At 50.8% G+C, this 13,300-nt stretch carries 8 protein-coding genes; 4 read left to right on the top strand and 4 right to left on the bottom strand.

What is annotated here, in order from left to right; genetic code table 11:
* A complete protein-coding gene (locus tag MP213Fo_RS06505; RefSeq protein ID WP_421090815.1) occupies nucleotides 1-468 on the top strand; it encodes a GNAT family N-acetyltransferase in 468 nt (155 codons plus the stop codon).
* A gap of 47 nt (nucleotides 469-515) precedes the next feature.
* Here MP213Fo_RS06505 and MP213Fo_RS06500 read toward each other — a convergent pair whose 3' ends face one another.
* Both MP213Fo_RS06500 and MP213Fo_RS06495 read right to left on the bottom strand, forming a co-directional pair.
* A complete protein-coding gene (locus MP213Fo_RS06500) occupies nucleotides 516-1,550 on the bottom strand; it encodes a fatty acid desaturase (protein ID WP_421090814.1) in 1,035 nt (344 codons plus the stop codon).
* Between the two features lie 246 nt (nucleotides 1,551-1,796).
* Nucleotides 1,797-3,992 (bottom strand): transglycosylase domain-containing protein, encoded by a 2,196-nt coding sequence (locus MP213Fo_RS06495; RefSeq protein ID WP_421090813.1) that lies wholly within the window; start codon nucleotides 3,990-3,992, stop codon nucleotides 1,797-1,799.
* A gap of 231 nt (nucleotides 3,993-4,223) precedes the next feature.
* Between MP213Fo_RS06495 and MP213Fo_RS06490 the strand changes: the two genes are divergently transcribed.
* The gene (locus tag MP213Fo_RS06490) at nucleotides 4,224-5,318 is read left to right on the top strand and encodes an acyltransferase family protein (RefSeq protein ID WP_421091047.1); all 1,095 of its coding nucleotides are present in this window, start codon (nucleotides 4,224-4,226) and stop codon (nucleotides 5,316-5,318) included.
* An 85-nt stretch (nucleotides 5,319-5,403) separates the two neighbouring features.
* Here the strand turns inward: MP213Fo_RS06490 and MP213Fo_RS06485 are convergent, their stop codons facing one another.
* Together MP213Fo_RS06485 and MP213Fo_RS06480 are read right to left on the bottom strand one after the other, a co-directional pair.
* Nucleotides 5,404-6,024: a ribonuclease D gene (locus MP213Fo_RS06485; RefSeq protein WP_421090812.1), complete on the bottom strand. Its 621-nt coding sequence runs from the start codon at nucleotides 6,022-6,024 to the stop codon at nucleotides 5,404-5,406.
* A gap of 108 nt (nucleotides 6,025-6,132) precedes the next feature.
* The gene (locus MP213Fo_RS06480; RefSeq protein WP_421090811.1) at nucleotides 6,133-7,524 is read right to left on the bottom strand and encodes a dipeptidase; all 1,392 of its coding nucleotides are present in this window, start codon (nucleotides 7,522-7,524) and stop codon (nucleotides 6,133-6,135) included.
* Between the two features lie 550 nt (nucleotides 7,525-8,074).
* On the opposite strand from MP213Fo_RS06480, the gene polA reads away from it, so the two are divergent.
* Together polA and MP213Fo_RS06470 are read left to right on the top strand one after the other, a co-directional pair.
* Nucleotides 8,075-11,008: a DNA polymerase I gene (polA, locus tag MP213Fo_RS06475; RefSeq protein ID WP_421090810.1), complete on the top strand. Its 2,934-nt coding sequence runs from the start codon at nucleotides 8,075-8,077 to the stop codon at nucleotides 11,006-11,008.
* Between the two features lie 296 nt (nucleotides 11,009-11,304).
* Entirely contained in the window at nucleotides 11,305-13,146 is a 1,842-nt protein-coding gene (locus MP213Fo_RS06470) for a DEAD/DEAH box helicase (RefSeq protein WP_421090809.1), read from the top strand.
* Nucleotides 13,147-13,300: the final 154 nt, after the last annotated feature.

The raw sequence follows: 13,300 nt of genomic DNA, 5'->3' as shown, positions 1-13,300 counted from the left end.
ATGCATATACGCGCGGCAACGTTACAGGATGCAGCAGAAATCTGCGTCGTTTTGCACCGTTCAATCACTGAATTATGCGTGGCTGATCATGAAAATGATCCGCAAAAACTTGGCCAATGGCTGACCAATAAAACAGAAGATAATCTGGCTAAGTGGATTGCGCAGCAGGGGCAGGCTTATTTCGTTGCTATCATTGGCGATACAATAGCGGGTGTCGGTGCTGTATCCTTAACGACAGGTATTCTTCTCAACTATGTAACGCCGGATTATCAGTATCGTGGCGTGAGCAAGGCCATTATGGTGGCACTTGAGGGCTGGCTGTTAGAGCAGAAGCAGCGCTGCAGTCGCTTATCCAGCACCGTTACAGCCCGCCGCTTCTACGAAAGCCTTGGTTACAGGCCTGATGAAGACGCGGGTGCGGGAAGCGCAAGCAATGCGTCCTTCCCGATGGTCAAGAGGCTGCAATAACTGTGTTTCACCTGCAGATATAGGGACTGCAGGTGAAAACTAAATTATTAAGCTGCAGATAGTTTTGCTGCATGGCGGAATGATACCAGCCGCTGGCTGGTCTCGTCCCAGAGCACCAGTTTCACACAAGCGAAGCTCTGCCACAGGCTGATACGGCCAATATTTGCGAGTTCAGGGTGATCACGCAACACTTCAGGCAGCCTGTAATAAGGCACTTTGCTCGACAAATGATGCACATGGTGGATACCGATATTGCCGGTAATCCATCTTAATACCAGCGGCAGATCATAATGCGATGCACCATGCAAAGCGGCTGTCGGAAATGCCCAGTCAGGTTCTTTTGACCAATGTGTATCTTCAAATTGATGCTGGACATAAAACAGCCAGACACCGCCTGCGGCCGCCAGCAAAACAATTGGCAAATGCACCAGTAAGAATGCTTGCAGGCCAACAGCCCAAATCAGACCGGCGGCAAGCAAGGCCACAGCAATATTGGTGGCCATTGTAGAAATCCACGGCTGCGCACCGGAGCGCATCATGCCGAATGGTAAACGTTGCTTGATCAGAAAAATCCAAGCAGGCCCGATGCCAAACATCACCAAAGGGTTGCGATACAGGCGGTAACTTAACCGGCCCCAGCGTGATAGATTATTATATTCTGCAATGGTCAGAGTGGTGATATCGCCAATACCGCGCTCATCGAGATTGCCGGTGGTGGCGTGGTGTTGTGCATGGGCGCGGCGCCAGTAATCATAAGGCGTCAGGGTCAGTACGCCAAGCGTTCTGCCGGTCCAGTCATCGGCGCGGCGATGCGCAAAAAAAGCCCCGTGTCCACAGTCGTGCTGGATCATAAATAAGCGTAGCAAAAACCCTGCCGCTGGCAAAATGAACAGTAAGCCCCACCAGAATTCATAATAGACAGAGAGCCAGCTGAGAACCCAAAAGAAAACAAAAGGAGCAAGCGTTACAATCAACTCAAAAATACTGCGTCCGGTATCGGGCTTGCGGTATTTTGAAACGATTTTAAGCCATGCTTTTTCGTCGGAGCCACTGACGTGCTCAGAAGTGGACGACGGGTTCATCTTTGTCGGCTTCCTTTCAGGATAGGGAAGTGCGCAGTCCACGCCGTATTTTCAATCGGGGAGTGGTTGCTCTGTATCACGGTGGCTGATGCATATTGATTTTACAGCCACAAAGCATGAGCAGGTTTCTGTTTGCTCATATTGCTGCAGTAAAGGTTAGGCGATCAGAGTTAAACAGTACCTAGCTAGGTGCCGCCCCAATGTCTACAAACTTCTTTTGTGAGGCATGACATGGATAACGTCTGATTACTCGCTATTGCCCATAATGATATCGAGTAATGTCGTGTTTTTACGGGTATTGGGCTGCTCTGCGGTCGCAGGAGCAGATGGCCAGTTGCCATTATCATTGGAAGTGTCATCGATGGGCGGGGCGGGGTAGCCATTATTGTCCAGTGCAGGCGGCTGCTGTCCGTTAATGGCTGAAGGGTCCGGCAATTCATCACTGCCGCCGGGCATCATATTCTGAATTTCATACGCGCTGGGCAGTTCGGCTACCGGCACACCTTTATGTGCGGCGGTCATAAAGGTTTTCCATGCCATAGCCGGTAATCCGCCGCCGGTTACTTTTTTGGTCGGCTTGCCGTCATCATTACCAAACCATACACCAGTAGTCAGATTGGCTGTATAGCCGATAAACCAGGCATCACGTGAGCTTTGGCTGGTGCCGGTTTTACCCGCTGCAGGCCAGTTACCGAATTTTGCCCGTTTGGCTGTGCCATCTTCAACGGTGCGCAGCAGCATTGCATTCATCATGCTCAGCACACGCTCAGTCACAACACGCTCTTGCTGAGCAAGCGGATATTCGTAGAGCACCTTGTCGTCACTATCAGTAATTTTGGTAATCATATGTACCGGTGCACGATAACCGCCATTGGCAAACGGCACAAAAGCATCGGTCATTTCCATCAGCGTCACTTCAGATGTGCCCAATGCCAGTGAGGCATTGGCAGTAAGTGCAGATTTAATGCCGAGGCGATGTGCGGTATCGACCACTGCCTGCGGGCCAACTTCCATCACCAATTGTGCGGCAATGGAGTTGAGTGAATGTGACAGCGCTGTTGCCAGCGTCACTTCGCCGAAATATTTGCCGTTATAATTGCTTGGTGTCCATTTGCCGATGCGGATCGGCGCATCATTGCGGATAGAATCCGGTGTGCGGCCTTGCTCCAGCGAAGTCAGATAGACGAACGGCTTAAAGGTGGAGCCGGGCTGACGGCGTGCTTCTGTGGCGCGGTCAAACTGGCTGTTGGCATAATCATAGCCGCCGATCATGGCGCGCACAGCGCCGGTGCCGTCAATAGAAACCAATGCGCCCTGACTGACATCCATCTTCTTGCCGTTTTGCGAAATCAGATCACGGATGGCTTCCTCGCCAACTTTCTGCAAATGCAGGTCGACCGTGGTATGGATAGTCACGTCTTTTTTGGTTTCGCCGATCAGCTTGGGCAGTTCGGAGAGCACGGCATCAGCCACATAATTTTCCGAGCCTGACCAATAGCTGGCGGCACGGGTTGGTGGTTCGCTTTCGGCGATAGCCTGTTCTTTTAACCCGATCATACCCTGATCGCGCATGGCGGCAAGCACCAGTCTTGCGCGATCATTGGCAGCTTTAGGGTCGCGGGCAGGCGATAGGCGCGAGGGAGCTTTCAGCAGGCCTGCAAGCGTTGCCGCTTCGGTCAGGTTAACATCTTTGGCGGTTTTTTCGAAATAGCGCCGTGCTGCGGCATCCACCCCATAGGCGCCTGATCCCAGATAAACACGGTTGAGATACATCTCTAATATCTGGTCTTTGGTATAAGTATGCTCAAGCCAGAAAGCCAGCATAACTTCCTGAAGTTTACGCTCCAGCGTTCTGTCCGGTGAAAGAAACAGGTTTTTAGCCAGCTGCTGGGTGAGGGTAGAGCCACCCTGTACGGCGCGGCCTTTGGTGATATTGGTAAAAATCGCCCGGGCGAGACCGATCGGATCTACCCCGTAATGCGAATAAAAACGCCGGTCTTCAATGGCGATCACGGCTTGCGGAATAAATGGCGACATTTCTCGCAGGCCGATAGCCTCACCGCCGGTTGTGCCGCGATTGCCGATCAGCTGCCCGTTAACATCAACAATTTTAACATTGGGCGGGCGATCCGGTATAGCCCAGTCACTTGTGGGCGGCATTTGTGCGGCAATATAAATTACAAGCCCTGCAAGCGCGATGCCGCCCCATAGCATCAGCACTAAGGCCCAGTAGAATAAGCGTCGTAACCAGCGGAACGAACCGGATGACGGTTTTTTTCCTCTGCTTTTACGGCGCGATTGTTTTTTAGCCGCACGGCTTTTTACAGGTTTCTCGCTGATGCGGTCGCTGTCATCAAGACGCATATCGTCCTTATCAGCGCGTGAATCAGGCTTCCCGAATGACGGTTCTATGCGTCTGCCTTTGGTGTCTCTGGAAGCCATATATCCGCTGTTACCTGCCCGGTTGATTGATCGCTGTGCTGTGCAGGGTAATTGAGGCAGTTTAAAGAGCGGTAAAGTCTTGCCCACGGAAAAGCGCCATCAACAGCTTTAAAGTGCCTCAAACTGCAAAACATTGCCGGTAAATTGCACGAATGCAGATTTGAACAAAAATAGCATTCAAGTTTTGCGGCGTTTCATTGTAAGTGAAAGTTACAATTGTTTCAGGTGAGTATACGCGTGACAAAACGGATTGACTGGGTCGATATTGCCAAGGGCATCTGCATCATTTTTGTGGTGATGATGCATTCAACACTGGGTGTGGAAGAAGCAGCGGGTCAAACCGGCTGGATGCATTATGCTGTGGCCTTTGCCAAACCATTCCGCATGCCTGATTTTTTCCTGATTTCCGGCTTGTTCCTGTCGCAGGTGATTGACCGGCCATGGCTGCGCTATCTTGATCGTAAAATTGTGCATTTTCTGTATTTTTATGTGCTGTGGCTCACCATCCAATTCGTTTTCAAAGCCCCCGCCATTCTTGCTGAGAATGGCGCTTCGGGTGTCATCAGCGCCTATCTTATGGCGTTTATTGAGCCATTTGGCACATTATGGTTTATCTATTTGCTGCCGGTGTTTTTTATCGCCACCCGCTTCATGCGTGAGGTGCCGGCATGGCTGGTGCTGACAATGCTCGCAATCCTGCAAATTTTGCCCATCCATACCGGCTGGATTATGATTGATGAGTTTTGCGCGCGTTTCATCTATTTCTACGCCGGTTATGCATTGGCGCCCGCCATTTTCCGGCTGGCCGATTGGGTTGCTGCGCATAAAATTGTCACGCTGTTCGGGCTGATGGTTTGGGCATTTTTAGAATATAAACTGGTCTTCACGCCGGTGCCGGATGTGGGCAAAGTACTGCTCAAAGCGCAGGCCTGGCAGGCTGGCGGCTTGGGCGGTTATAGCGAGCTGCCATTTATTTCGCTGTTTTTAGGCTTTCTCGGGGCGCTGGCTATTGTCAGCGTATCATCGCTATTGGCGCAACTTGGAAATGCCAATCATCTGCATCGGGTGCTGAGTTATCTTGGCGGTCATTCGATTGTAATCTATCTGGCGTTTTTTCTGCCAATGGCGGCAACACGCATAATACTGCTTAAAACCGGTGTGATCATTGATCTCGGCACAATCTCGGCACTGACAACACTGATGGCTATTATTCTACCGGTCATTTTATATATGCTGATTGAGAAAACCGGCTATGCACGCTTTCTGTTTGCCCGACCGCAATGGGCGATTATTGATCGCAGTGGCACGCTGCCGTTACGTGGCTGATTGGATAGAAATAAACAAGCCCGCTTGAAGCGGGCTTGTTTATTTTAAGCGTGGTTGCAGTGCTATGTCATTGAAGCTCAATCACTTAGCTATGAGAGAAAATATCCTGCTCATCCCAGCCCATCAGATCAAGTTCCGAGCGGGTTGGCAGAAATTTAAAGCAGGCTTCAGCCTGTTTCTCACGTCCGTCGCGGGTGAGGCGATATTCCAGAACCTTTTTCAGGCGATGCAGATAAAGAACATCGGATGCCGCATATTCCAGCTGTGCCTGTGACAGGGTTTCGGCGGCCCAATCCGAGGATTGCTGCTGCTTGGAAATTGAAACATCCAGCAATTCAGAGCAGATTTCCTTCAAGCCGTGGCGATCAGTGTAAGTGCGGGTCAGTTTGGAGGCAATTTTGGTGCAGAAGACCGGCTGCGGCATGGTGCCGAATGCATACGCCAGCACCGCCAGATCAAAACGACCGAAATGAAAAATTTTAGTGATTGAACGGTCTTTGAGAAGTTTAACCAGATTAGGAGCTTTCTTCAGCCCCTTTTCAATTTGAATAACATCCGCGCTGCCATCGCCCGGTGAGATCTGCACAACACATAAACGGTCACGCAGCGGGTTAAGCCCAAGCGTCTCCGTGTCAATGGCAACAGAATCAACCTGATAATTATCAAGATTTGGCAGGTCGTTTTTGTGAACGCGGATATTGGTCATAGAAAGTTCCGTTATTTGAAGGGCGCAGATTTGCTACCCTTTATTTATCACAGCGCAGCTAAGTTGTGGCCGCCTATTTGGCGGCCAGTGCCACTAAAGTTCTGGTCCTTATTTGACGGCTAGTGCCGCCAGTATTCTTGCCCATGAGCGTTGCCCCTTATGGAAAGAAGATAGCTCATATTTTTCATTCGGCGAGTGGATACGGTCATCTTCCAGACCAAAGCCGACCAGCAGAGATTCCATGCCGAGGAATTTGTCGAAATCGCCGACAATCGGAATCGAGCCGCCCATGGCGATCAGCACGGCTGGGTTTGGCCATTCGTCAGACAAAGCTTGTTTGGCTTGTGTTACCAGAGGTGAATCATATGAGAGCTGAATGGCCGGTGAGCCACCATGCGGCTGATATTCTACACGGCAATCAGCTGGCAGACGGGCTTCAACAAATTTATGGAAATTCTCACGGATTTTTTCCGGATTTTGTTTATGCACCAAGCGGAAGGAAATTTTAGCCGATGCTTCTGCCGCGATAACAGTTTTAAAACCTTCGCCGGTATAACCGCCGATCATGCCATTGACCTCTGCGGTCGGGCGCGCCCATGTCTGTTCGAGAACCGAGCGCCCTTGTTCACCAGAGGGAACGGAGAGGCCGATTGGTCCCAGAAAATTCTCGGCGGTGCGCCCTAAGCCTTCCCAGGATTGCAGAACCTGCGTTGGGGTTTCTTCCACACCATCATAGAAATCTTCAACTGTGATACGGCCGGTCTCATCATGCAGATCGGCAAGGATTTTCGACAAAACATGCAGCGGATTGGCTGCAGCGCCGCCGAAGAAGCCGGAATGCAAATCGCGGTCAGCGGCCTTAATGGTTATCTGCTCACCAACGAGACCACGTAAGCCCACACAGATTGCCGGCGTGTCGCGGTTCCACATCGAGGTATCGCACACCAGAGCCACATCGGCTTTCAGCTCTTGCTTATGGCTCTCGAGAAACGGCTTGAGTGACGGTGAGCCGGATTCTTCTTCACCCTCAAACAAGATGGTCACTTTAACCGGCAGCTGCCCGTGCACCTGCTTATAGGCGCGGCAGGCTTCCACAAAGGTCATCAGCTGGCCTTTGTCATCTGAAGTACCACGGCCGGTTAGAATTTTGCGGCCAGGCTCAATTTCTTTAACGGCAGGATCAAACGGATCATTTTCCCACAGATTAAGCGGATCAACCGGCTGCACATCATAATGACCGTAAAACAATACATGCGGAGCGTCTTTGGTCGGGCCGTCATGATGCGCCACAACCATCGGGTGGCCCGGCGTATCGCGTACACTTGCATCAAAACCAATGCTTTTCAGATCCTCAACCAGCCATTCCGCAGCTTTGCGGCAATCCGCCTTAAAGACCGGATCGGTTGAAATGGATTGAATGCGCAACAGATCGAACAGATGGTCGACACTGTTGTCGAGGTTTTGATCAAGGTGGTCAAGAACAGGTGCAAGTGCGGACATGTTACCCTCATGATGAGACCGGCTTCGACTCGAAGCCATTATCTATTTTTAAGTCTTGAAAGGGTTTTAAAACATTTTGCAATCAAGTGGAACCACTTGAAATAGACAAGATGTATTTGCGCTTAGGGCAATATTGCAAGCCGTTACGGTGAGGGGTACCGTAACGGCTCATAATAAATGGTGGCAGCCAGAGGGGGGGGAGGCTACCACCCCTGTTTTTTGGCGGGGGACGTGCCAAAAAACGGAAACCGACAATGCTGTCGATGTCGCTAATATGCTGGGTAAAAATGGCGAGACAAGGGCATAACTGTATCGAAGTGGTCACAAAAAAGTTATTACATATCGGGGGGTTATTTTAGAGGCGTTGAAAGCTGCCTCTCACGCATAGATAAATTTACCATCTGTTGAGCATTAAATGCCGAGATGGCGAAAATACACCGCTTATATATGTATCATATGCGCAGAAGAAACGCAGGCTGGCGAACTATTCCTGTGCTTTTTACGGCTATGAGATTTCTTTTTTCATACGCATGCTTTACACCTTTACCTCATGAAAAAAGGTGATCATCTCTTCCTCGTCGACGGCTCCGGCTATATTTTCCGCGCTTATCACGCTCTGCCCCCGCTTACGCGCAAATCTGATGGTTTGCCGGTCGGCGCGGTATCGGGCTTTTGCAATATGCTGTGGAAGCTGTTGAAAGATGCGCGCAATACCGATGTTGGTGTGGTGCCAACCCATTTTGCCGTGATTTTTGATTATTCTTCACAAACTTTCCGCAAGGAACTTTATCCGGATTATAAAGCTAATCGCTCAGCACCGCCGGAAGATTTGATCCCGCAATTTGGTCTGATCCGTCAGGCGACCCACGCTTTCAACCTGCCTTGTATTGAAAAAGAAGGCTTTGAGGCCGATGACATTATCGCGACCTATGCTCGTCAGGCTGAAGAGGTCGGGGCAAGTGTTACGATTATCTCATCCGATAAAGATCTCATGCAATTGGTGACCGAGCAGGTCACAATGTATGATGGTATGAAAGACAAGCAGATTTCGATTCCGGAAGTGATCGAAAAATGGGGTGTACCACCAGAAAAAATGATTGATCTGCAATCGCTGACCGGCGATGCAACCGATAATGTGCCGGGCATTCCGGGTATAGGGCCAAAAACCGCTGCACAGCTTTTAGCAGAGTTCGGCGATCTCGATACGTTGCTCGCACGCGCTTCCGAGATTAAGCAGAATAAACGCCGTGAAAATATCATCGCTTTTGCTGATCAAACCCGCATTTCACGCCAGCTGGTAACATTGAGAAATGATGTGCCGCTGGAAATTGAGCTTGATGGCTTGACACTTGAGCCTCAAGACGGGCCAAAACTGATCGGTTTTTTGAAGGCGATGGAATTAACATCGCTGACACGGCGTGTGGCTGAGGCAACAGATACTGTTGCTGCTGAAATTGAACCTGTGCCGGTTGTAACCGAATGGGGTGCGGCAGCACGTGGGCCCGATCTTGATCGCGGAACCGGTGGCACAGTAATAGTTGATGGCGCCTCAGAAGCTGGCAATACAGCCGATGACAGGCTGATGAACCCGCAAAATCTGGTTGCAAAGCGTAAAGCACAAGCGGCATCCGATAAAATCGATCGCTCTTCATATATCGGCATTCAGGATTTGCCGCTGCTCAAAATATGGGTTGATCAGGCCATTGAGCAGGGGTTTGTAGCCTTTGATACCGAGACAACATCGCTCGATCCTATGCAGGCTGAATTGGTCGGTTTCTCGCTTGCTCTTGCGCCGGGCAAGGCAGCATATGTGCCGCTGACCCATAAGTCCGGTCAGGGTGATTTGCTGGGTGGCGGTGTGGTTGAAGGGCAGATTCCGCTCAATGCCGCATTGGTTGAGCTGAAACGATTGCTTGAAGATCCTTCCGTGCTGATTATTGCGCAGAATATGAAATATGACTGGCAGATTATGCATCAGCTCGGCATTGATATTGCCCGATTTGATGACACGATGCTGCTTTCTTACGCTCTTGATGCAGGCACTGGCACCCATGGTATGGATGCCCTTGCTGAGCGCTGGCTGGGTCATACGACAATTCCTTTTAAGGAAGTGGCGGGAACCGGCAAAGCGGCGATGTCTTTTGATATGGTGCCGATTGATCGGGCTATTGCCTATGGTGCCGAAGATGCCGATGTGACATTGCGTTTGTGGCAGGTGCTGAAACCCCGTTTGGCTGCCGATGGTCTGGCCTCGGTTTATGAGCGTATGGAGCGGCCGCTGGTTAAAGTATTGGCGCTGATGGAGGAGCGCGGTATTCATGTTGACCGCCAAATCCTGTCACGTCTGTCCGGCGAGCTGGCACAATCTGCTGCCGCTATTGAAGATGAAATTTATACGCTGGCTGGCGAAAAGGTAAATATTGCCTCGCCAAAACAGCTTGGCGATATTCTGTTCGGTAAGCTCGGCCTGCCGGGTGGCGCTAAAACCAAGACCGGACAATGGTCAACCTCGGCGCAGGTGCTGGAAGATCTGGCGGCTGAAGGTCATGAATTGCCACGCAAGATTGTAGATTGGCGCCAGCTTACCAAACTTAAATCCACCTATACGGATGCGCTGCCGGGCTTTATCCATCCGCGCACCAAGCGTGTGCATACTTCCTATTCAATGGCTGTCACAACGACTGGTCGGCTGTCGTCTTCTGATCCTAACCTGCAAAATATTCCGGTGCGAAATGCTGAAGGTCGTAAAATCCGTACAGCTTTTATCGCAGCAGCTGGCAAAAAGCTGATTTCAGCAGATTACAGCCAGATTGAGTTGCGGGTACTGGCACATGTTGCTGATATTAAACAGCTCAAACAGGCTTTTGATGATGGCATTGATATTCATGCGATGACAGCCTCTGAAATGTTCGGCGTACCGGTTGAAGGCATGCCGTCTGAAATACGCCGCCGTGCCAAAGCGATCAATTTTGGTATTATTTATGGTATTTCGGCCTTTGGTCTGGCCAATCAGTTGTCTATTCCGCGTGAAGAGGCGGGCCTTTATATCCGTACCTATTTTGAGCGCTTCCCCGGCATTAAAGATTATATGGAAGCGACCAAGGCATATGTTCGTGAAAACGGCTATGTGGAAACCATTTTCGGGCGCCGGATTCATTATCCTGAAATTAAGGCCAGCAATGCGCAGGTACGTGCTTTCAATGAGCGCGCCGCAATTAACGCACCTATTCAGGGTTCAGCAGCCGATATTATCCGCCGTGCGATGATCCGGATGGAGCCGGCGCTTGATGCGGCGAGACTGGATGCCAAAATGCTGTTGCAGGTGCATGACGAACTGATTTTTGAGGCTGATGATGCTGAAGTGGAGCGCACCATTGAAGTGGTACGTGAGGTGATGATTAATGCCTCTATGCCTGCCGTTTCAATGGCTGTACCATTGCAGGTGGATGCACGTGCAGCGCAAAACTGGGATGAAGCGCATTGATCTTTAAGCATTAATGTATTATGAGCACCTCAGCATGCTGTGAAATCCCGGTTTCGCAGTATTAGCGCGTTGAAAATAGATGGCGAATTTGTCATCTGGATTTATGCAGCGCATATCATCATTTTTGTTTTTTGCTTATTTACGTTACCGGCCACGGATGTGTGAAAGCATGGTTCTGAAGTTTATTTTCTGAACGCATGCCTGAAGCCAGGGATTGGACATTTGCTTTGAGTGTATCAAAGTGCGAAATGTCCGGGTCAGTTGATGCGTGGATGAGCCTTTGCTGAAAGTCATTCATGACCTTGCCTTCTACTATTGCACCTGCACTTGCCGGTGCGCTCACAGCTCGTGGCTATGAGGAACTAACCTCTGTTCAGCAGGCGATGCTGACCCCTGATACTGAGGGTCGCGATCTGCTGGTTTCTGCCCAGACCGGCTCTGGTAAAACTGTCGCATTCGGTATTGCTATTGCACCGGATCTTCTGGAAGAGGGCGACCGTCTTGAAGCGCCGCGCGCACCGCTTGCTCTGATCATTGCACCAACACGTGAACTGGCTTTGCAGGTTGCCCGTGAGCTGGAATGGCTCTATGGACCGACAGGTGCCCGTATCACAACTTGCGTTGGTGGTATGGATATCCGCACCGAACGCCGCAATCTCGAGCGTGGTGCACATATCATCGTTGGTACACCGGGTCGTCTGCGCGATCATATTACCCGCCGTGCGCTGAACATGTCTGATCTGCGTGCTGTTGTGCTTGATGAAGCTGATGAAATGCTTGATCTGGGCTTCCGCGAAGACCTGGAATTCATTCTCGGTGAATCACCTGAAGATCGCCGCACATTGATGTTCTCGGCAACGGTTTCCAAATCGATTGCTTTGCTTGCCAAGCGTTTCCAGAAAGATGCATTGCGCATCACTGCTACCGCCAGCCATGAGAAACATGCTGATATTACGTATCAAGCCATGATTGTGCCGCCGCATGAGCGCGAAAACGCGATCATCAATACGCTGCTTTATTATGATAACGTCAATACCATTATTTTCGCATCAACCCGTGAAGGCGTGAAGCATCTTGCAAGCCGCCTGAACAATCGCGGTTTCGCTGTGGTTTCGCTGTCTGGTGAATTGTCACAGGCAGAGCGTACCAATGCGCTGCAGTCGATGCGTGATGGTCGTGCCCGCGTTTGCGTGGCAACAGACGTTGCTGCACGTGGTATTGATTTGCCAAATCTTGATCTGGTTATTCATGCTGATCTGCCGAATAATGGTGAAACATTGCTGCACCGCTCAGGCCGTACCGGCCGTGCAGGCCGCAAAGGTAACTGTATTCTGGTTGTTCCTTTCTCGCGTCGCCGTTCAGCTGAGCGTTTGCTGCAGATGGCACGTCTTGAAGCCAAGAGCATTTCAGCACCGACTATCAACGCGGTTCAGGAAAAAGTTCGTGAAGTTATTCTCAGCAATGAGCGCCTGAGCGAAGAAGTTCCGGAAGATATCATGGATATGCTGCGTGATCTGCAGTCCCGTTATACGCCGGAACAGATTGCCAGTGCTTATCTGCGCGGCGAACTTGAAAGCCGCCCGGTGCCGGAAGATATTACCGATGCACCTGTGCGCAGCCTGACTGCTTCTGCTCCACGTTCTAACGACCGTGACCGTGGTGACCGCCCTGAGCGCGCACCGCGTGCGGATCGTTCGAGCTTCAATGGCGGCGCATGGTTTACATTGTCGGCAGGCCGTAAGCACCGCGCTGATCCGCGCTGGTTGTTGCCGCTGATCTGCAAAGCCGGTGATATTTCCAAGGGTGATGTTGGCGCAATTCGCATTCTTGAAAACGAAACCCGTTTCGAGATTAACAGTGAAAAGGCCAAAGAATATTTCGCCAGCGTTGAAGAACGCGGTACAGGCGAAAAAGGTCTGGTTATCCGTACCTCGACTGCGCCTGAAGCTGAAAGCCGTGGCCCGCGTTCTGACCGGGACGGTGAACGCCGTTTCGAAAAGCGCTCTGATGATAAAGCATCATGGGGTGCACCGAAGCCTAAGCCACGTTTCAGAGACGGTGATGCCAAGCCTTTCGGCGATAAGCCACGCGGCCCGCGTAAGCCACGTGAAGGCGGCGACCGTAAATTCTCTAAATAATCTTAGCCGATTAAACAAAAAGCCCGCTCAATGAGCGGGCTTTTTGCATTTGAAAAACGTGCGGGCTAGAGCACTTCACTATCAAATTGAATCAACTTGACAGGTATGACAATGCGAAAAAAGCTATTTTCTAGAGCGAGCGCAGCGATCCAAC

The sequence above is a fragment of the Pseudochrobactrum mosebachae genome (genome assembly GCF_048914685.1).
GTDB lineage: Bacteria > Pseudomonadota > Alphaproteobacteria > Rhizobiales > Rhizobiaceae > Pseudochrobactrum.
This window is presented reverse-complemented; position numbering and strand designations above follow the sequence as displayed.

What these genes read in the sequence shown, in the direction of transcription:
- MP213Fo_RS06505 (WP_421090815.1), top strand. Translation starts at nt 1, where the DNA reads ATGCATATACGCGCGGCAACGTTACAGGATGCAGCAGAAATCTGCGTC.
- MP213Fo_RS06500 (WP_421090814.1), bottom strand. Translation starts at nt 1,550, where the DNA reads ATGAACCCGTCGTCCACTTCTGAGCACGTCAGTGGCTCCGACGAAAAA.
- MP213Fo_RS06495 (WP_421090813.1), bottom strand. Translation starts at nt 3,992, where the DNA reads ATGGCTTCCAGAGACACCAAAGGCAGACGCATAGAACCGTCATTCGGG.
- MP213Fo_RS06485 (WP_421090812.1), bottom strand. Translation starts at nt 6,024, where the DNA reads ATGACCAATATCCGCGTTCACAAAAACGACCTGCCAAATCTTGATAAT.
- MP213Fo_RS06480 (WP_421090811.1), bottom strand. Translation starts at nt 7,524, where the DNA reads ATGTCCGCACTTGCACCTGTTCTTGACCACCTTGATCAAAACCTCGAC.
- polA (WP_421090810.1), top strand. Translation starts at nt 8,075, where the DNA reads ATGAAAAAAGGTGATCATCTCTTCCTCGTCGACGGCTCCGGCTATATT.
- MP213Fo_RS06470 (WP_421090809.1), top strand. Translation starts at nt 11,305, where the DNA reads ATGACCTTGCCTTCTACTATTGCACCTGCACTTGCCGGTGCGCTCACA.